The 20977-nt window shown below is 49.5% G+C and carries 19 protein-coding genes; 5 read left to right on the top strand and 14 right to left on the bottom strand.

The annotated features are described in order from the left end of the window. From FIV46_RS18020 to FIV46_RS17955, 14 genes are all read right to left on the bottom strand, one after another. A partial coding sequence (locus FIV46_RS18020) for an HD-GYP domain-containing protein (protein WP_181163157.1) occupies positions 1-449 on the bottom strand: 449 nt, incomplete at its 3' end. Between the two features lie 157 nt (positions 450-606). Further along, positions 607-1119, bottom strand: a complete 513-nt coding sequence (locus tag FIV46_RS18015) for a PAS domain-containing protein (RefSeq protein WP_139940665.1) — start codon at positions 1117-1119, stop codon at positions 607-609. A gap of 164 nt (positions 1120-1283) precedes the next feature. Next, positions 1284-1742, bottom strand: coding sequence for a PAS domain-containing protein (locus tag FIV46_RS18010; protein WP_139942336.1), 459 nt, complete (start codon positions 1740-1742; stop codon positions 1284-1286). Between the two features lie 133 nt (positions 1743-1875). Further along, the gene (locus tag FIV46_RS18005) at positions 1876-3450 is read right to left on the bottom strand and encodes a methyl-accepting chemotaxis protein (RefSeq protein WP_139942335.1); all 1575 of its coding nucleotides are present in this window, start codon (positions 3448-3450) and stop codon (positions 1876-1878) included. A 726-nt stretch (positions 3451-4176) separates the two neighbouring features. Then, positions 4177-5157, bottom strand: a complete 981-nt coding sequence (locus tag FIV46_RS18000; protein ID WP_139942334.1) for a helix-turn-helix domain-containing protein — start codon at positions 5155-5157, stop codon at positions 4177-4179. A 464-nt stretch (positions 5158-5621) separates the two neighbouring features. Then, complete coding sequence (locus FIV46_RS17995) at positions 5622-6518, bottom strand: LysR family transcriptional regulator (protein WP_139942333.1); 897 nt, start codon at positions 6516-6518, stop codon at positions 5622-5624. Positions 6519-6598: 80 nt separating this feature from the next. Continuing rightward, the gene (locus FIV46_RS17990; protein WP_139942332.1) at positions 6599-7771 is read right to left on the bottom strand and encodes an acyl-CoA dehydrogenase family protein; all 1173 of its coding nucleotides are present in this window, start codon (positions 7769-7771) and stop codon (positions 6599-6601) included. A gap of 23 nt (positions 7772-7794) precedes the next feature. Beyond that, the gene (locus FIV46_RS17985; protein WP_139942331.1) at positions 7795-8676 is read right to left on the bottom strand and encodes a phytanoyl-CoA dioxygenase family protein; all 882 of its coding nucleotides are present in this window, start codon (positions 8674-8676) and stop codon (positions 7795-7797) included. Positions 8677-8712: 36 nt separating this feature from the next. Continuing rightward, entirely contained in the window at positions 8713-9924 is a 1212-nt protein-coding gene (locus FIV46_RS17980) for an aromatic ring-hydroxylating oxygenase subunit alpha (RefSeq protein ID WP_139942330.1), read from the bottom strand. A 101-nt stretch (positions 9925-10025) separates the two neighbouring features. After that, the gene (locus tag FIV46_RS17975; RefSeq protein WP_139942329.1) at positions 10026-10799 is read right to left on the bottom strand and encodes an MBL fold metallo-hydrolase; all 774 of its coding nucleotides are present in this window, start codon (positions 10797-10799) and stop codon (positions 10026-10028) included. Beyond that, positions 10796-12226 carry an NAD(P)/FAD-dependent oxidoreductase gene (locus FIV46_RS17970; protein ID WP_139942328.1) on the bottom strand — a complete coding sequence of 477 codons (1431 nt, stop codon included), beginning with the start codon at positions 12224-12226 and terminating at the stop codon, positions 10796-10798. Before FIV46_RS17970 ends, FIV46_RS17975 begins: the two co-directional genes overlap by 4 nt. After that, complete coding sequence (locus FIV46_RS17965; RefSeq protein WP_139942327.1) at positions 12219-13415, bottom strand: MFS transporter; 1197 nt, start codon at positions 13413-13415, stop codon at positions 12219-12221. The genes FIV46_RS17970 and FIV46_RS17965 overlap by 8 nt, the downstream gene beginning before the upstream one ends. Beyond that, positions 13405-15030 carry a tetratricopeptide repeat-containing sulfotransferase family protein gene (locus FIV46_RS17960; RefSeq protein ID WP_181163307.1) on the bottom strand — a complete coding sequence of 542 codons (1626 nt, stop codon included), beginning with the start codon at positions 15028-15030 and terminating at the stop codon, positions 13405-13407. The genes FIV46_RS17965 and FIV46_RS17960 overlap by 11 nt, the downstream gene beginning before the upstream one ends. Positions 15031-15032: 2 nt before the next feature. Next, positions 15033-17447: a TonB-dependent receptor gene (locus FIV46_RS17955; RefSeq protein WP_139942325.1), complete on the bottom strand. Its 2415-nt coding sequence runs from the start codon at positions 17445-17447 to the stop codon at positions 15033-15035. A 375-nt stretch (positions 17448-17822) separates the two neighbouring features. On the opposite strand from FIV46_RS17955, the gene FIV46_RS17950 reads away from it, so the two are divergent. From FIV46_RS17950 to FIV46_RS17930, 5 genes are all read left to right on the top strand, one after another. Beyond that, entirely contained in the window at positions 17823-18614 is a 792-nt protein-coding gene (locus tag FIV46_RS17950) for a hypothetical protein (protein ID WP_139942324.1), read from the top strand. Positions 18615-18657: 43 nt separating this feature from the next. Then, positions 18658-19029, top strand: a complete 372-nt coding sequence (locus tag FIV46_RS17945; RefSeq protein WP_139942323.1) for a nuclear transport factor 2 family protein — start codon at positions 18658-18660, stop codon at positions 19027-19029. A 205-nt stretch (positions 19030-19234) separates the two neighbouring features. Next, positions 19235-19759: an SRPBCC family protein gene (locus FIV46_RS17940; RefSeq protein WP_139942322.1), complete on the top strand. Its 525-nt coding sequence runs from the start codon at positions 19235-19237 to the stop codon at positions 19757-19759. After that, on the top strand, positions 19756-20550 hold the full coding sequence (locus tag FIV46_RS17935) for an enoyl-CoA hydratase/isomerase family protein (RefSeq protein WP_139942321.1): 795 nt from the start codon (positions 19756-19758) through the stop codon (positions 20548-20550). Before FIV46_RS17940 ends, FIV46_RS17935 begins: the two co-directional genes overlap by 4 nt. 41 nt (positions 20551-20591) lie before the next feature. Beyond that, positions 20592-20912 (top strand): DMT family transporter, encoded by a 321-nt coding sequence (locus FIV46_RS17930; protein ID WP_139942320.1) that lies wholly within the window; start codon positions 20592-20594, stop codon positions 20910-20912. The last annotated feature ends 65 nt before the right edge of the window (positions 20913-20977 follow it).

Here is a 20977-nt window from a genome sequence, read left to right as displayed (position 1 = left end):
ACATCGGCAACGCCTATGATCTGACCACCAAGCGATATCTCCGATCCTCTGAGACAATTGGGGTATCCGCTACCGTCCAACCTTTCATGATGTTCTCCAACCATGCGGACCACTGCCGGGCTCACTTTTAACTGATGAAGGACATCTACGCCAACCTGGACATGTGTTTTGACCAACTCATATTCCTGGGGAGATAGCTTTCCGGGCTTGGATATAAAACCCTGTGGTATCGCCTGTTTACCAATGTCGTGAAGGTAGCCGGCCAGCTTTATCTTTTCAATCTCACCTGGCAGAACGCCAAGCCTTTGGGCGATCCGGGCAGCTAGTTCGGATACCATGATACAGTGTTCTTTTGTGTACAGATCACTTAGTCCGATAAGAAGCAGTACAGTATTCTTAACGATCTCATCAGTGTCTGAATTAAATATTGAATAGTTATCAGTGTTCATTTCCCCAATACCTCTGTATACCATGAAGGAAGAGACCAGCTTAAGGCGTGGGAATTAATATCTACAAAAATTCACTTAAAATTTTAAGGATTTTTCCTGGTGCTATAATGTGAGGCTGATTTTTCTGATTGCTGCTTGATGAACTTGTTGTTCTGGCTCATCTCTTCCTGGGATATTGACGTTCTGTATGATTTGACAAGAAACAGACTACGCCAGTCATGATAATGTTGACAGTCACGCCATCGTCAGAAAAGGGAAGGTTTAAGGCACAATAGTCAAGATAGTCTTTCTTCGACCAGATGAATTGCCCCCTGTAGAGGTAAGGTATTTTATTCTCAAGCATCCAGTTATATCGCTCGATTACTCCAGACATGACAGGAAGCTCATCAAGATATCTTCCCGTATAATCCTCCCCTACACCAGTGACTGTTTCGGAACCGACCAGTCGATACTTGTATCTTCCGGTCTCGGGCTCTATATCAACCATAGAGATATGTGTCAGCAGTCCAGGAACATCAATGGGATCAAAATCCGTTCGGCTTGGCATGGGTTTTGACCCCCTGATTTTGTCCCAGTAGGAAAACAGTTCTTTATGGACATCATATTCCAAGTCGGATAGCTGAACGGGGGCTTTAAACATTGGAAAAAAGATACCTTTACTATTATTCATGCCCCATTTTACTTTAGGGATCTATTGATATAGGAACGCGAATCCAAACAGACCTGACAGTATAATATCATTCCCTAATAATAGAAAATCCTCTCAAGATTGCTGCTGCCCTTCACACCCCCACTGCGGCCTTCTCCGAAACCGAGAGATATGGTGTAGGCGGGTCAGGTCGACTCTGGAAAGAGGTAAACCATAGCGGCCATTATGATATCAACAGTTTCTCCGTCGTCGGAAAAAGGGAACGTTATAGACCGATATTCAAGGAAGTTTTTTTCCGACCATTCAACGTTGCCTTGGTAGTAATAGGGGATCTTGTTTTCAACGATCCAATTGCAACGTTCCACAACTCGGGAAATGACGGGAATACTATCTACATATTGACCTGTGGGATCTGCACCCAAGGCTTGTACTGTTTCCGATCCAAGCAGCCGGATCAGATACCGACCTGTAGCTTGCTCAACATTCACCATAAGGATATGTTTCAACACATTGGGCACCTCTGTCGGCTCGAAATCCTTTCGGCTTGGCATGGATCGGTTGCCTCTAATTTTGTTCCAATATTGAAACAGGTTCCTGTGAACATCATGCTTCAGGTCCGACAGCTCAACCGGATATATAAACATGTTACTACCCCCTTACAAAACCACTAACTTTTTGCCGGATATACACATTCTCATCCAGCCTCTGCAAATTCCGGAGACCATCCACTTCAGAAAAGCCGATCCGTCAACAATGAGATAAATTTATTTCCTTCTCCTAGTCTGCCAAAAGCGTCACTATGTCTTTCGAGAGTTTCCCGGCCATTTCATTGAGGGCCATAGCGGCGCCTTGTAATTCCTTCGAAGCGACTTCAGTATCATCAATGTCCTTGATGACGTCACTCAGCTTTGCCGAGGCATTTTTTGCCCGCTCGGCTTGCTGTTGCATGTTCCGGCTGATCTCTGCGGTAACACCGCTTTGCTCGTTCACAGCATCATTAATACTGCCACAGGACTCGCTTACCGTCTGAATGGTGTCGGAAATATTCCGGATTGCTTCTACCGACTTCTGCGTGGACTCCTGTATGCCTTCCACTCTGCTGGTAATATCTGTGGTCGCGTCGGTGGTCTGGGTTGCCAGACTTTTTACTTCGTTGGCGACAACCGCAAAACCCTTACCGGCTTCCCCGGCCCGCGCAGCCTCGATCGTCGCATTAAGGGCAAGCAGGTTGGTTTGCCCGGCAATATCCTCGATCAGCTTTATGACTGAACCAATTTCTCCGGCCGCAACATCCAGCGTCTCAATCGTTTGTGAGGTGGTTCTGCTCTGATCCACAGCCTGTTTAACATACTCCATGGAATGATCAATTTGCCGCTGGATCTCGGAAATGCTGGCCGTCATTTCCTCGACAGCCGCCGCCACTTCAGTGACACTCTGGGAAGTCTCGTCAGCCTCCTTGACAACCTCGGTCGTTTTTTCATAAGCGGAGGCTGCCTGCTTGCCCAGCAGATCTGAAGTCATTGTCAGCTGGGTGGCTGCCGAGGCAACCTGCGTGGCTATAGATTGCAGTTCTTTCTCTGCGCGGTCCTGACCGGTAATAATATCCCAGGACAACATGACCCGGCGGTATTTACCTGAATCCCCAAAGATGGGATAAACCCGCAATAGCAGGACTTCCTCTCCCAGCTTGATACGCGCCAAGTGAGGAAGATTTGCCGGCATTTTGACAATATCGCGCTGAACCTTCGGGGTTTTGTGAAAAATGTCAATGGAACTGCCTTTTATGTCCTCTGCCTTGACCGGTAGCAAATGCTCAACTTTTCGCAGTGTTTCCAGACTGGTGCTGTTGACATAATTGATTTCAAAAGTTTCCGGATCGCAGGTCATGATATTAAGGGGCATCCTGTCCAGCATATTCAAAAGCTGCCTGCTTTCCTCTTCAGCTTTCACTTTGTCGGTAACCAGTGACCAGGTAAGCAGAAAATGCTCCTCGTCCAGATCCTGCACCAGCAAATCCAGAAATTCCTCCCCCAGTGGAATAGTGGTCGAAAAGGGAAGATTATCCGGATCATTAAGAATCTGCCGTTGATGCGCCGGATTTTTATGGAACTCATCAATACAAGTTCCAATCAGGTTTTCAGCCCTGATGGGAATCAGATGTTGCAGTTTCTTGAGTGTTCTGATGCTGGTCTGGTTTGCTTCGATTATAGTGAGCGTTTCCTTGTCACAAACCATCACATTGACGGGCATTCTATCTATCATTTTTTTGTGCCGACGAAAGATGGATTGCTCTTCAGAATCTTCTTCACTGACCGAAATGATATTGTCGTTTTTACGCGTGCTCTTGAACATTGAAATCCTTTTTTGAATGCTGTGATCAACCCAACTGAATTACTTTGTTTTTGTTTTGTAAAATGCTCGGATCTTCACAATGCATGGAAGACAGCCAATGACCATTGAGAAGACCGGGTACTAGCCCAAATCTTAAGCTCCTAGAAAACCGGCAAGCAATAAACAATTTCTTACTGGAATGGTCCGCTGCGCATTACGAATATCAATATTCGCAAAGTGAATATAGTAACTTGATTGAAGGTATCCGGTACTGCGTGTGCATCAGACTTTAGGTATCGCTTCTGGAGCGTATCGCTTCCCAAGCCACAGAAACGGCAAGCCCTGATCCATTATTTCCTTCGCGAGAGCTAAGTTCCCATTTGGAAATGCACCACAGAAGATAACCGACAAGATTTAGGTGATATCCAATTTGCGAATTACACTATCCAGAACGCGCACCATGTGAGTTTATTAATGTTTTGTTTATTTCTGACTGTTTTCTTAGGAATATTAGAAACACAAATGATCTGCAAAAAATTCATCCTGAAAAAAGCAAGAAAGCGACCGGAAGAAAATGAATTGTAAAGAACTATTCATTCAGGAGATCCAGGCCAACCAATAGTTTTTCTCCCTAATACCCTGAAACTTTAGCCACTCAAGATTTCTTGAGTGGCTTTTTTTTATTTTGTTCGTCAAGAAGAGACGGGACACCAAAAACACCTGTAAAAACAAGCTTCCTCTTTTCGCCTAACGTCGTTTTAGCGCCTGATTACGCGTTTCAGAAGGACGCTCTCCGTAAGCGGAAAAATATTGGGCAGAAAAACGCCCCATCTGCGTAAACCCCCATTTCAGGGCTACCGACTTGACCAGAAGATTATTACTAGGATTAGAGAGATCTTTATGTGCGGCAGCCAATCGTATAGACTGGAGATACGCTTTTGGTGTCGTCTCCATATAATGGCGAAATCCATATTCCAGGCTGCGAACGCATACCCCGACCTCATTCGCAATTTCACCGATTGTCAACGGCAAACCCATGTACGCATGCATATAATCAACGGCCTGCCTCACGGCACGTTGCGCTTGAGTCTCGTAGCGTGAATTTTTGCAACGAGTACGTAAAAAATGTTCCAACAGCAGATGGAGGGTGGCTTCCTGATAAAGAGCATAGGCTTTAGAACTTTTTGTAGGAAGACCGTCGTCCATACCCAGTACAAGGATTCGTATGCTCTCCCTGATAACGCGCCCATGCTCGGAGGAAAGATCGATCGTAGGCTGATAATCTGAGGCCTCAAGAGCCCCCCCCTCGTTCAAAGAACAAAGCACTTGATCAACAATCGATGGATTAAATACAACACTACCAACAACAATTTCCGGATCTGGGACGATTTCAATTTCGTCAAGGATATGGTTTGAAGCCACCAGGGCAACATTGTTTGCACAGATAACATCCTCACAGTCAACCCGCGCGCGAAACCCTCCCCCGGATATGGGAACCATAAGCCTCAATGCATGGTTTTCGTCGTTATATTTGAGTTTAAGTCCCGATTGATGCTGTGTACAAAACACCGTAATATCCTCGTTACCCTCAAAGATTTTTTCTTTGTAGGTGGAATTCTTTGTCCCCCCCAACGGTTTTAGTGTAATCCAGGGAAAATATTTCTTTGTTTTAGATACAAGATGATCAAATTCCAGACCGGGGGATGATTGTTCTATGTCAAAGGCCATTTTTTAATACAATAACTATTTTACTATTCCTCTATCGGCTAGATAGTCTTGAAGATTATTGCGGTGCACTCTACAAGTAAATCCGCCAGATAGCCTATCCCGGGGAGTAGTCATTATGGAAGAAAAAAGAAGATCTGCAAACGTGCGCATTTTCTGTGTATCACGAGCCCAGCATTCACATCAGATCGCAAACGCAAGGAGAGTCTAGTTCCCTGGTACACTATCAATGGAAACCCCCAATCTCTATAACTGGACGCTCCACTGAATGACGTGGCGTTTAAGTTGGCTGCCCGGGTTGGATTTGTACGGAAGTTGTACCCCTAATTCTGCCCCCGCGACATAGTCAAGCCAGCCATAGTCTGTTTCAGTTGCCTCATTGTGGGATCCGCATCTTCTAAATAGCGAGAAGCCACATTGTCTAACTTCCCCAATAGCCGTCAGTCCAGATCAAACTTTCCGAAAATTTAGTCTGATAACTCCGACTGGTTGATTAGAATCTTGATAAAAGCCTCCAGTTCCGGTGCTAATTTAGCACTACGACGGTAGGTGAGGCGAATATCTGCGCCGATACGAAGGTCAGATGGCCGGATAGACCGTAATTTACGATTCCGTCCCCAGTTCTCCGCATAGGAAGAGGGAAGATAGGCGATATACTTTCCAGATAGCGCCAGATTGGCAAGCGCTTCGATATAGGGAGAGGATATTGCGGGGCTGAGTCCAATCGACAGGTCGAGTGGTGGATAGGTAGAAAAACTTGCGTACTCTGCACTTAACAACATCTGGTCCGTGATATCCGCGTCGTCAATATCAAATAGAGGGTGGTGCTGGGAACAATAAAGCTCAAAATATTCGACAAAAATATTACGGTATACGAACTGCGGAATTTTTTTCTCGTCGGTACCGATTGCAGCCCGAATTCGACCATCCATAATGCGTTCTTCAAGTTCATGGGATGCCCCAACCATAATATCTACGGTCAAGTCAGGGTAGAGCTCATTCAACTTTCGGATTGCCTGTGGCAATTTGAAATTCTTGTCAAAGGAAATATTGTCAACAATACCGATCCTCAGGGATCCTGCAATCTGCCCCTTGAGCCGCGATGTTTCAATACGAAAATCATCCATAGAAGCGAATAGCTTTTCAGTTAGAGCCAACACTTCCTTGCCGTAGTTGGTTAACCGAAAACCTTTGACGCCGCGCTCACAAAGCCGCATGCCCAGCCGTTCCTCCAATTTCACCATATTCATGCTGATGGCGGACTGCGTTGCCCCCAGTTCTTCCTGCGCAGCGGAGAAGCCCCGGTGGCGTGCGACCGACTGGAAAATCCGCAAAAGTTTCAGGTCAATATCCTGTATCCGCAAAGGGCTTTCAACTTCCTGTTTTTAGTCACAAATTGTTACGCACCCCCCCAGCCAGGTCAAGCGAAATTCTGGCGCCCCGCTCAGACAAGGCCAAGTCGTTTGCTGATATTGTTGCGCTGAATTGCTGAACTGCCGCCAATCACCGTCATCAGATGCAGCATCGGAATATAGCGCTCTAGATCATATTCGTCTGCAAACCCGTAGGCGCCGAGGACTTTCTGGCACTCCATGCCGATTTTCTCACACTGTTCTGTTACGAACAGCTTGGCCATGGAAGTTTCTGCAGAACAGGGTTTTCCTTGCTGTGCCAGGTCAGCGGCATAATAAAGGACCTGGCGACAGGCAAGAAGGTTTGTCTGCGCTTCTGCAAGCGCATGCCCCACCGCCTGGTGCTGCGCGATCGGCTTGCCAAATTGCTTCCTTTCCTTTGCATATTGCCAAGCAATATCAACACAGGCCAATGCTGTGCCATAGGCGAGCGCTGCAACCTCGAGTTTTTCCACGTCCAAGGCGGGGCCCGCCAGCAGCGGCCAGCCTCTGTTCCATGCATCCATACCGCCGACAATATTTGTTGCCGGCACACGTACCTCTTCAAAAGTCACGTCATATGTGGGAGCGTAATAGAGCCCGGCATGGGGGATTTCCTCAATAGTAACACCCGGAGTTCCCTTGGGGATCAAAACGAAGGATAGATTCTGGTATTTTGGAGCGTCTCTGTCCGAGCGAACAAGACAGTAGATATAGTCCGCTTGCTGCGCCATGGTACACCAGCGCTTACTACCATTGATAATCACCACATCACCATCCTTTGAAAGGTCTGCTGTGGTCTTCACATTGGCAAGATCGGCGCCGATATCTGGCTCCGAAAGGCCATAGGCAAACATCACCTCGCCCGCCGCAAGCTTAGGCAAAAGCATTTTTTTCTGCTCTGGTGTCCCTTTTTCAGAGATATTGATGCCGCCGTAGAAAGCGCAGTGTATATAGGGACCGGCCATTGGACCGGCAAAGCGCGAAAGCTCTTCAATAACGGCAATTGCAGCAGGAATATCGCAACCCAGCCCGCCATATTTCTCTTCCACTGTCAGACCACAAACGCCCATCTCCCCCAGTTTTGCAAAAACAGCAGGATCATATATATTGGCCTTGTCCATAACGCGCATGCTTTCTGCACTCAGTGTAGCCGACGCAAAACGGCGAATGGAATCCCGCATCATGCGGATCATCTCTGGCTCGTCGAAAGTATCACATATCATCTCGGTTTCTCCCGGCTTTGACGTCAGTCACTGCGGCGTTGTTTCAAATATTCGGATGGCGTCATGTTGTACACATGGCCTAACTCGAAGGTGTAATAGCCGTAACCCAGTAGGTTCTGTACATCGGCACTAAAGCCCATCAACGTATCCGGATCCATTGACACATAGTAATTTTCCACCTGCCGCAGCCATGAATGGCAGTAGCCAATATGGAAATATCGGCGCACCAGGTCTTCTGTAGTATTCGCGCCGCCACCATGCAAAAGGCTGCCAAGAAAAATCAACACAGAGCCCGGCTCCATCTCAAGCTGAAAACTTTCAAAATCCTTGTCGCTGATATCAGAGTAGTCAGGCGTCCCGTCCTCGTTATATTTCGGCGGCACTTTCGCATCGGGCCATTTGTGACTGCCGGGGACTATGACTGTCCCTCCCGCCTCGGGAACAAAATTCTGTAGCGCCCATAACGTAACCAGGCAAAGTTCCGGACGGGGTTCCGGCACCGGCCAGGTGACATCATCCCGGTGTAGTGCTTGTTGAGGTGTGCCGGGATGCGATTCAATGACCTGAAAGGTATTCAGTGTAACGTCTTTCCGCGCTGTGCCCAAAACCTTTGCAACGACGTCGACCACCACGTCATTGTTGATATATTTGGTTACCCCCGGATAGCGGGCGGGTAAATTTGTGGCGAAATACATGGTTTCTGGCATCAGGCCGTCCAGATCATCCATGCCGCCACTGCCTGTTTTCCGCTTTTTTTCCTGCTCTATGGCGTCATCAAAACTGTGATTCAGTGTCTCAATATCCTCGGTCGACAGGACGTTTTCGATAATAATACCGCCATCTTCCCTGACGGCTGCCACCATATCTTCAATGGGTGTCTCAATAGTAAAACGCTGAAGGCTCATCTTCTTACTCTCCGATTTGGTGAAATCAACGGGCGGTTATTTCCGCTCCAGATCTTTCAGGATCATTTTATTAAAGCGGTAGTGGAGTTCGTCCCAGAATGGCGAATAAAATTTTTGCGTGAACACCGGCGAACGGCGCGCACGCTGCACCGCCTCACAGATAGCGCCGTCTTCAACAGAAGCGCCATCAAAAGCTGACACCAGAAACTGCCGCATTTTCAACAGCGCCGGATCAGCAGCTACATCCTTGTGAAACAGGATCGCCTGTCGTTCGCGAATATTCTCTGGACCATGTGGCAACACCGCCGTTATCTCGATAAAGTTTGGCGCAAAAGAGATATAGAAATTTGGGTAATGCGTGCCAAAACACTCCCGGTGCGGCGGCACATCACCTTTCCCAAGATGAGCGATATCCATATGCGGATAGGTCGCCGCAAAATCTTCAGCGTCAAAGCCCAGCGCCAGCAGCCCTTCGTCGACAATATTCTCAAAGGACGGCACTCCGTCTTGCTTGATGCGCGGCACTTCCGGCGAAACCATATAGAAATCATGAACAAAATTCTCATGCAACACATTGAGCGCGGAATTTTCATAAAAGGTTTTCCAATTGCATCGCCGCTCATGGGTCGTGACGATAGGAATTCCCTCCCCGTCCAGCCCAGGCGCAACAATACTCAGGTCATACTCTGAAAACTGCCTCTCAATGGGCGCGGTGAAGGTTCCAAAGTCCTCCGGATCATCGTCCAGATTGACAAAGACGGTTTCCAGAAAGGTACCAACATGGACAGGGACCAGGTCGACATCCCTACCTTTCAAAGCGTCCAGGTTGCCTTCCTGCGTCCCATCCCAGTAGGGTATCGCCACCAGCTTTCCAGTCAGATCATATTCCCAGCCGTGATAGGGGGAAATAAGCCGCTCAAGACCTGATTTCGGACTGAGCACAAGCGGGCATCCATCATATGGGCAGACATTATGGAAAACACGAATAATCCGGTCCTGCCCCCGGACCGCAACCAGCGGCATACCGCAATAGTCGACCGGGAAGGCGTCGCCTGGCGACGGAACATCAAAAACAAAGCATAGTGCCGTCCAATGGCGCATATAGATGCGCTCAATTTCCAGCGCGAGAAAGTCAGCAGATGTATAGGCAATATTTGGCAAGGTCCTCGCTTCAGCAATAGGCCTCCTCACCGATTCCATCTCAACATCTGACAGAAAATCTGATATAGATTTATTCGTCACTTTCATCCACTCCGATCATTATGTTCATACCATTTATCCGACTTTATCCCTTATTTTAAAAAAGCAGAATATTGGCATTTCCATGTACACATAAGAAAAACTACTGTTTATCGGTCCCATTTTCCGAGATAGCGATCAACGATTTCCAAAAGGCGTTCCCGCCCGAAGCTTTCTTCATGACCTGCATGCACAATCCTGACCGGCAGCTCCCGCAGTCGCTTCATGGTATCAACATAGACACTCATATCCGAACCAGGTAACTCGGCCAGCAAGGGGCCGTCGTAGATGGCATCTCCAGAAAAAAGGATTTCTGTTGCTCTCTCATAGAGGCCAATGCTGCCCGGTGAATGGCCCGGCAAATGCAGCACCTCAAAAACTCGATTACCAAGGTCGATGACATCACCTTCCTTGACACAACGACCGGCACAGGTGCCGATACTTTTCTGACATTCTGCCCGGAAGCCTTCGTGGGGCAATGCTTTGAGAAAACTGCCATCCTCCAGCTCGTACCCGGCTTCGCGAATATGGGCAAGATTGGCGGCATCAATTTGATGTGTTCCCAACGCTATACTGTCTTCCGCAGTCGCCATTGCCTCATATTCACATTCATGAATTACCCGATCCTCGAATTCATGCATGCCGCCCATATGATCGAAATGAGCATGCGTGGCCACCGCCGTCACCGGGTGCTCAAATAGATCCTTTTCCGCCTCGCGCAGGCTGACAATGCCGAGCCCGGTATCAACCAGCATGTCCCGGTCTCCCCCGCGGACATGCCAGATGTTACATCTAATGAAAGGAACGACATGAGGTTCGGTCAGGTACGTGACACCGTCACCGATCACACGTCTTTCGAACCATTTGTCAGCAATGCGGATCATGCGCCCTCTCCTCCGCTAATCTCTTCGGTCAGGAAGCCAAGCCCGGCCTTTACTGCGCGTTTCCTGGCCGTCTTTAACTCGCGGCCGATAATGAATTTCATGGCTGGTACGGTAATCATTGTCGGCGGAAAGGTCTTTACTTTGTGGTTAACAAACCATAGATCGCAGAGACCTGACTTTCTACCCGCTACCAGTTCGGCGAGGATCTTGCCGTTCAGATGGGTTAGCGACACTCCATTACCATTACAGCCGACAGACGTGAAAATCCGTTTGCTGTTTCCAAGCGCTCCAAGATGGAAAATATGGTCGTAGGTCACAGATGCCGGACCGCCCCAATGGTGGGTTAGCGTAAGGTCCTTTAGTCCAGGGAAGAAATGGGGCGTCTGCTTTTTTAGCGTCGGATTGTAGTTAGGGTGGTACTCCCGGCTAATGTCATCACCATCCGGTATTCCGAGAAAGCGGTCACTGCACCAGTGGATGCGACCGTCTGACGTCGGGTTGCCAAAGTGCGATGCAGGCCCAAAGGAGTACACGGCATTCCTCTTTGTCCAGCCGACACTATCCCATTCGTCGTTCGTCAACGGACGGGAAATAGTATTGTAGGCGATGACCGGACGCTGGCTACATTTCAACGCCTTGCCTGGCACCCCCGGCAAGAGGTGCGTATAGCCATTCGTGGCAACAATTAGTCGATCCGCCTTCACTGATCCCGACGGTGTTGACAGATAGACAGCATTTTCTTCTTCTCGAATATCTATCACTGGCGACTGCTCATAGACTGCAGATCCTAGCCTGCGTGCCAAGTCCGCCAGTGAACGCGCGTGCCTGACCGGATGGATCAGGGCCAATTCTTCATCCCACAGCCCCTTGGAAAACAAAGGCGAGCGCACGACTTTCTGCACCGCATTTTCCGACAGTTCTGTGACTTTCTGGGAACGCCCCAGTTTTTCGCAGAACTCCATATACTCATACATATCCGGTTCATATTCGCCGGTCACGGCAGGACGTAAAAGTCCCGTTTCCCGGTATTCTGAATCAAGCGAATGACTATTGGTCAAATCCCGCACGTAACCATACGCCTGCTGGGCATATTGATAGGTTTCACGCAGCACATCCAATCCTTGCTTGGCATAGATGTCTCTATATGTGGTTAGGTTAGGCCAAACCCAACCTGAGTTACGTCCGCTGGCACCGAATCCAATCGCTTCCTGTTCCAGTACAACCACAGAAGTAGAGGCATCCAGCTCCTTGAGATTTATGGCGGCACTCAGTCCTGTGAAGCCGGCACCAATAATGGCTACATCCACCGTTAGCGACTGGCTCAGGGGAGCGCCGGGCGAATAGGTTCCATAGTCGTCGCTCCAAAAGGAGCGGTGGGGAAAGGCAGGACGACCTGAAGCCGAGCCTTCTGTCGCAGAATTAGTCAACGGATACTCCTGTTACATGAGTGTCAGATTTTTTTCTTTGCTGGACCAAATAACCAAGCACAAGAAAGAGCACGATGGCGCAAAGACCTGACGCCGCAAATTCCATGGAAAGCGCCGGAAATCCGCCTGCTTTTAATGTAAAGCCGGCGATAGTCGGGCCGATGGCGTGGCCACCAACAATCATTGATCCAATAGCCGCAGACACAGCTCCAGTGCGCCCAAAAACAGTGGATAGTCCGATCGCAAAAGGAGTGATTGCCGCGAAAAATATCACGAAACAGAATGCACCTAGGACATAGGGAACTGCTGTTGTGGCCATAAGGCTCACCCCCCCTGAAATCGTGGTAAGAACAATCAAAACCAGAAGCGGCAATATCCGACCATATCGATTACCAAGAAAGGCAGGGATGCCTGCCCCCAGAATGCCGAGAAAGATTGTCGCGGAAAGGATCATCGCCACACTGTCTAGGTCCATACCAATCGATGTCCCCTTGCGCTCGATAAAGGAATACCAAAAAGATTCACCAAGCGTTACCATAAACATTGCAGCCATCAGCAGGACAACCATCTGTGCAATCTTACTATGAAATAATGCATTGATCTCACTGGCACTGGCATCCTTTTCCCTTTCAGTCGGCAGCCAGTGAGCAACCGGCAGGGCAAGCAACGGCAAAAGAGCTAGAAATAAGAAAGGCCCTGCAGAGGCACTATGACCAATGGCATAGGCGATAATGGGAATGGAGATTGCCCCTATTAAGCCGCGACCTACCTGGACCAGAGCATATAAACGATCCGGTTTTTTGACATGAGTAACAGTGGCAGTCCCGGTCGCCAACGCAATGCCCTCACCAAATCCGACCAGCAGCCGCGACACAAGCAAGAGAGAATAGCTTTCCGCCACCGCAGAAATCAGGTTCCCAAGGATAATAACGACAATAGTTATATATATAGCCCGTGACGTCGAACCAATCATCGAAACAAAACGCGACATCAGCAGTGAGGAGAGAGCAATTGTCGTAACCTCCACAGAGGCGACAAAACCGGCCTGGACTTCATCCAGACCGCGGCCATCAATCAGTGCTCCAATCACAAAAGGAATGACATATAAGGGCCAATAACCCAGACCAGTCACACCGGCCATTGCCAGGGATTCACGAGCAAATTCGCCCCAGTTTTCCTTACGGTGCATATGAGTTACTTTCAATAAGGGAGATAGCCTGAAGCGACGGTACTATGGGCGCCAGCTCCGTTTCAAAATGTTTCCAGCGCCCCATGGATGTCGAGTAAATTGGTTTACGCACTTGTACGGCACTCGCCGTTGTCACTGCACTTCGGTTCTTATGAAAGTCAAGACAGGCGGGATCCCAGGGTAATCCACAATAGTCCAGAAGCCCACGCGTTGCCCCTTCCTGGTCCTTGATAATATCTTCATAGGCCACCACATATAAGCGGTCTCCAAATTCTGCCTTCCAATGATCCATCAGCCTGTAATGTGCCTGCATATAACGCTCAATGTCCTGGAGGCTATATGACCAGGCATAAGCCTGATTGAACAGCGTAGTATATATTGCCGTCGCTGCATCCAGGGGATCGCGTTTCAAATAAATTATGTGTGCTTCCGGCAGCGCCTGCAAGATCAGGCCAATGTAAAGATAGTTCAAGGGCATTTTGTCGATGAACACGTCAGAGTCCGGCGCCCGTTCGGCGACCATTGACAAATAACGTTCCCCCAGTTGGGCAAAATCCAGTTTCAGACTATCGGAAATCGCCTGTACACGGCGGATTGGCACACCTCCGCTCAATGAATTCAGCTCTGACATCATCGCACTTGCAAAATCGTTCAATTCACCTTTGGCCCCAACATAGGGGTGAGCAGCGAGGATCTGTTCCACGAGAGTGGTGCCTGTTCGCGGGAGGCCGAGGACAAATATGGCATTGGCGCCTCCCCGACCAGGCGATGCTGTACGAAATGCTTCCGCCCGATGACATTTTATGATCTGTTCAATCGCGCCGATTTCCTGATCAAGGCTGTAATGGGTCTGCGCCCGCTTCAAAAGTGCCGCCTCGGTGTAAGCGGTAAAGGCGGCGCCAAAGTCGCCGATATCTTCCAGTTCCTTTCCAAGCGCAAAACCAAGCATCACCTTGCCCCGCCAATCCGGCCCTGCCGCTTCCAGCATTCCCTTGAGCCGATCTATATGGTTGTTTCCCCTGGTTTGCCGACGGATAGAGGCAAGACCATGATGCGCTTCATAGTGATCGGGATTCAAGGCAATGACTCGCTCGAAACTGGCTTCAGCTGCTGCAACATCACCCGAAAAGCGCTGTGCCGCTGCCAGATTGAACAAAAGTCCGGCATTACTCGGCGCTTCTTCTGCAGCGCGCTCAAAACAGCGCTTCGCTGATCCATGATCACCACACAGCGTATAGGCGTTGCCCGCCAGATCGAGTTGAAATGCGCTCGCACAATGCGCATCCGTCACCTTATCCGCACAAATACGGGCTTTTCTGCACAAGCCGGCTTCTGCAAAATATTTGGCGGCAACAGCCAGCTCGTCACCATCCGCATCAAAACAATCTATCGACTTGCCAATATTTTGAATGGCGGCGCCTCTGTCTCCTCTACGGCTTGCAACCTGGGCGGCAGCCAGCCAGCTCCGCGCGTTACGAGGATAGCTACGGACAATTTCCTCTGCAAGAATAGAGGCTTGCGCCAGGTCACCCCGGCGCAGCTCCAGACCAATATTCGCAGACATCCGGTACATTTTTTCCGTCTCTCCGGTATCAGGAATGTCCCTGGCAATCATGCCTAAAACTCGCTGGCAAAACTCAGCGTAACCGTCCGCGGACGAGTGCCCCATTCCACCACATAGTCCGGCGTTGCATAGCCCGGATCATTCTGTGCTGATATCGCTTTCTCGTCGAAGAGGTTTTCTGCTGCCAATGTTACATGCCAAGTGTCTGTCTGATAGGACACCGAGGCAGCAAAAATTGCGAAGCCATCAAACTCACGATATATATCCAGCGTCCGATCCACATTGTTGACAAAATCGGAACGATACGACCCGTCCACATGGAAAACCAGGTCTGCAGCATTCGATAATGGCAGGACATAATCGAGTGCGGCGGACAATGAGTGCTTGGAGACACCTGGCAGGCGGGCACCCGCCTGACCGGAAACAAAGCCGTCAAACCCGTCCTTGAGGCTGGAATCTGTATAGGAATATCCTATGGAGAAATTGAAATTTTCGCCAATCGGACCGGAAATCTCCGCTTCCAGCCCCTTGCTTTCCGCGTCACCGCCATTCACACCGACGTCGTACCCAAATACAGGCGACAAGGTGCCAATCTGGGCATCTTTCCAGTCGATATAATAGAGCGCAAGACTGTATCGGACATTGTTTTCAAACACGCCCTTGACGCCAATCTCGTAGTTATCGACTGAATCAGATGAATAGCTAACAAGTTCAGCCGGCTCAGCCAGCGGCCCCGAAGTGGGAATGGAGTTCGCGCCTCCGCGACGGAAGCCTTGCGAAAAGGTCGCGTAGACGTTGGCTGCATCCGACCATTGATAGGAAGTATTGACCTTGAACAATACTCCGTCTTCCTCGAAGGAGTTCGGAGAACCTGGATAGAGACCGAAGGCCGGAAAGTCAAAAAAGGCTTCGCTGGAGAATTTCTGGTTAAATACCCGAGCACCAACCGTCACCTGCCACTGTTCAGAGAAATCGTATCTCAGTTCACCAAAAGCAGCCAGATCCTCAAAATTTGACTCACGATGCAGGTTCAAAAACAATTCGTCTGCGTTTGAAATTGGGAACCCGATAAGGCTGTCACCACGGAAGTAGTCAAATTCATCAAGGTCCAGATTATCTTGATCCATGTAGAATCCGCCAATCAGCCAGCTCAGGGGCCCATCTGAATTCGACACCAGACGAACTTCCTGGACAAAGGTTTTGCTGCTTGTATAGAGCTCAAGCGGGACTGTCACCCTCGGGAAGAACAAATAGCCTATGGAACCGTAGGCGCCGGTGCCATCAGTTATAGCTGAACTATCCACATCCGTGTAAGAACTTGACGAGGTCATCGTTGCAAAACCGAAGTCAGCTTCCACATCCAGCCCGATCAGCTTCAATTCCCGCTCGGATGGCTCATCAAGCAAAACCAGGTTGGTCCGCTCGGGCTCGCCCGGCATAACCGACTGGGCATCCCGGTTAGCGCCTTTTTCCTTCTGGTAGTGTGAGTTTACCTGAATAGTCCAGTTTTCGCCAAGTTCAACGCGAAGGGCGGCGTGCGCATATGTTACTTTTGCTTCGTTTATATCTTTTTTGGATTTTGTCAGCGGTGCACTGTCAAATGGATTATCCGGATCAGCCGGTTCGGCAATGTCATCGGCATCCAGAACCGCCTTGGTCAGGCCGTCAATATAGCCGGCGTAATAGTCATGGCCCCCGCTAACCCGAACCGCGGTGTTTTCAGAAAGCGGCACGTTCAGCACGCCACTTACAGAATAGTTCGGATCACCGGCATCTTTGCTGAAGCCTGTGCTCCCCTCAACGCGGCCATAAAATTCACTCGAGTCAGGATTATTGTGGATAAAGCGCAAGGTGCCGCCAAGAGACCCGGACCCGTAAAGAGTACCTTGCGGACCCCGCAAGAATTCGACGCGGTCGATATCATTCATTCGGAGGTTGGCAAAAACCGGCGTTTCGCCGACATAAGTTGCAACCGGTGAGGCAGTAACGAAGGGCAAATCGGAAAAAGCTGCCGACTCTGTATTCAGCCCCCGCGAAATCAGCCTTGCGGACGCGGTGTTGTCGCGCACGCCGCGATCAGTCATTTGGAGTCCGGCAAAGGTTCGGGTCAGTTTCGCAAAATCAACAACATTCCGGCCCTTGAGCGCCTCTCCGGTAGCCGCAGAAATATTGTACGGCACTTCCTCAAGAGACTGCGCTCTTCGTGACGCCGTAACGACCACCTCATCAATTCTTATAACTTCATCCTCTGCATCTTGTGCCGCCGCAGCCATCGTCCCGAGGGAAGCAGAGAGCCCGGTAAGCAGAGCAATCTTGCTGATAGTGCCAAGTAACTCACTTTTACTATTAAACCTTTTCACGATGTCGTTCTCCCTTTGAGTGTCATTTTCCGCACCTGAACCAAAACAGATGACAAATATGGCAAAAGCATCGCGCTGTATTACGGCAGGCAAAACATCAGTTTGCATATATAAACATCAAATAATTTGATGAAGTAATCTCATCCCCTGATTCGGTCCTCGTCTATAAGCAACCCACGCCGCGCTCCATCAACTACACCAACAGGAGATAGGTTAGTATCATGCTATGTTCTTCCTGCCTCCAGACAAACGAGCAGAAAACCAGAGAGTCACTCGACAACGGGCTCCCCGGGCTAAACAGCCTTGGCAAAGCACACCCGGCAGCCTCCTGCTCGTTTCGTGATACAGAACATCCAAAACTGCTACTTGTACTCCTTTCAGAATATGCCTCTATACACGTTGAATGTAAAACATCAGTATTCCTGATTTAATAATTTGAACAGATATATACAGAAAGTTCTGATCTGGCATTAGTATTGACGAGTGATCGGTAAGATCAGAACTCTTAACAACAAAGCATTTGGGCTTGTCATGTCTCTATTCGTGAAATCATTTGCAGACGATCCGACGCTGGCTTCCAGGATCAGTGAACTGGAAGATGAATCTTTCCCGCAGTTTCTGAATGAGGAACCGACCTGGCAGCAAACTCAGGATGCAATTCTCAAGAACTTCGCACACTATCACTACTTCATCTTGAACGACGAAAACAAAACTGTTGGGATCAATATCAACGTACCTCTTTGCTGGGATGGTAGCCCGGAAGATCTTCCCGGCTATAACGAGCTACTGCTTCGCTGCCTTGAGGAATATGAGGATGGTGCAAAACCGACCGCGCTCGTCGGCATTTTTGGCGCCGTTGCTCCGGATTCCCAGGGTCAGGGCATCACCAAGCTGTTTCTCAGGCAAAACAGCAAACTGACCCGCGATCATAGCATGACAAATTACCTCTCCCCCGTGCGGCCAGCAATAAAACAGTTTTATCCTACTTTCACTTTTGACGAATTTCTTTGTTGGCGCGACAAGAACGGCGGCCTGATTGATCCATGGTTAAACTCCTTTGTTAAATTAGGGGCGAAAAATTTAGGCATCGCATATGATTCCATTACTGTCACGGCTTCCCTGAAGAAGTGGACAGAATGGACAGGATTGGAATTCCCGGTCTCCGGCGACTATGTCATCCCGGGAGGTCACCGGCCACTCGCCGTTGATGCCGTGGAAGATACAGGCCGGTACGGCGAAGACCATCTGTGGTTTGATATACCACTCTTTGACTGAACACCAATGATCCCGCGCCAAAACTTCGACAAGGATTGAAACTATGAGCGACAAGACCCCAACAGATCTGATCAATCGTTTTTATGAGGAAATGCTGGCTGAGCGCTTTGACTATGCGCTGGACGCGGCGGACCCGGCCTACCATTCGCTAACGGAAATCTCTGAAATTGATCCACAAAGCCTGCGGGCGTCCTGTGCCGCCATTGCTGATGACATAGTCGACCTGAAACGAAGAGTGTTCAAAGAATTCAACAACGGCAACGAAGGTGTGGTTCTGCACGAATATACCGGACGATCGAAAGCAACCGGCAAGATCGTCAGACTCCGCTCTGCAGATTATTACGAGGTACGAGCTGGCAAACTACTTGTGCACTGGGGTGCGCTTCAATTTGAAGAACCGGCAGAAGATCAATGACGCACTCTAACGTTATCAGTGATGGCGCCCGGACCGACGGTCTAGCGGCGGTTCTATCCCAGGCAAAAACAGGCATCAGCTTCGCCGGAGATCTTTTCGCGACACCTATATGTAAAGCAACTTGCAGAGCGTCAAAGAAGCCGTCGATCGAATGTTCGCCAAAAGGGACGAGAATCTATACGTCCCCTAACCCAAGGAAAGATTTATGTCTGATTTTTTGAAGGACGAGACAACGTCCATTCACCGTGACGGCGCCTTTGCTGCCGGCTTTTATGGGGCACGTGCACCTGTTTCCGCCGACGACGCGTGGGCCTTAATAGGCGACTGGGCCGGTATTCTGAAAATTTCCGGAGACGAAGTCCTTTCCGTCTCAGCCACAGGCAATGGCAATACTCCGGGCGCCACACGAACCCTGACCCTCTCCGATAAACTCGGAGGCGGAGACATTGTGGAAGTACTTGAAGAGCATGATGACCAGCGTCGCCGCTATTCATACGCAATGATTGATACCGCCGGCACACCTTGGTCCCGATATTGTGGCACATTGCAGGTGGAAGCCTGCGGGCCAGAAGAAAGCCTGCTGACTTATACCTGCCGCCTCATTCCCATCGGCCAGTCCCACGAGGACGCTATAGCCGCGTCCATTGAAAGCGCGGCCGCATTTTTCAAAGAAACCGTTAAAGTCGCAAAGGCCGCCAAAAGCGGTGCGCAACCTGGAGACCTAAAATGACATATGATGAATACACCAAGCTGAACATTGATATTAAAGAAGGCATTCTTACTATTGCAATAAGCAACCCGGCCGGCAAAAACTGCATCGACGCGGTTCTGCACCATGAACTGGCTCGTGTGTTTCAAAAAATCAGTCTAGATGATTCCGTCCGAGTTGTAGTTATCACCGGCGACCCGGAAGGTCGTGCTTTCTGCGCCGGTGGCGATCTGAAATGGATGCGCGACGACATCAACACCGCTGAGGACTTGGCGGAAATGGTGCGGGACGGCGCTGCAATTGTGAATTCTCTTCTAGAAATTCGCCAACCAGTTATCGCCATGATCAACGGCCATGCCGTAGGCCTCGGAGCAACCATCGCCCTGCTCGCCGATGTCTCCTTCATGAGCGCAAAAGCCGTCATTTCCGATCCACATGTGAACGTCGGCATTGTCGCCGGAGATGGCGGCGCATTGCTGTGGCCTCTCCTGATCGGGCCAAATCGTGCCAAGGAATTCCTGATGACTGGTGACCCAATCAACGCCGAGCAAGCAGCCAACATCGGTCTGGTGAACCATTGTGTGGATGCCGATGCACTGGAAGAAACAGCGATGACCTTTGCCAAAAGGCTAGCTACGGGACCGCGCATGGCAATCGAGCTGACCAAAAAATCAGTAAATCTCATGCTAAAGCAGCTCGGTACCCAGTTGGTCCCGGCCTCCCTGGCGCTTGAGACCATCACCTTCACTACTGCTGATCACAAAGAAGCTGTGCGGGCGTTTCTCGCTAAGGAAACACCAAAATTTAGCTAACAGTTGCGCAATTTAGAGAGCGCCTGAACGGAGAAATACAAATGGCTTGGGTTTATCTGGTAATTGCCGGGGGATTTGAGTGCGTCTGGGCGCTCCTTTTAAAATATTCAGATGGTTTTACTCGCTTTGGCCCAACCGCGGGCTTTATCATTGCAGCTTTCATCAGCCTGTTTTTCCTGTCGCGGGCGATGCAGACTATTCCCATTGGCACAGCCTATGCCATCTGGACAGGCACAGGCGCTGTCGGGGTCTCGATCTTTGGCATGGTTGTCCTAAACGAGAGCAAGGATATGCTAAGGCTATTTTGCCTCGGCCTTATTGTCATCGGAATCTTGGGCTTGAAAGTTACGGCAAAGCAATGACCAATGGTTTCTGTAAAATTTTTCACATATTTCTCGGGTAGAAACTTTTCAAATAGAAAGCCGGA

This window comes from Emcibacter nanhaiensis, from assembly GCF_006385175.1.
GTDB lineage: Bacteria > Pseudomonadota > Alphaproteobacteria > Sphingomonadales > Emcibacteraceae > Emcibacter > Emcibacter nanhaiensis.
The sequence above is the reverse complement of the archived record's forward strand: the minus strand, read 5'-3'. Positions and strand labels throughout refer to the sequence as shown.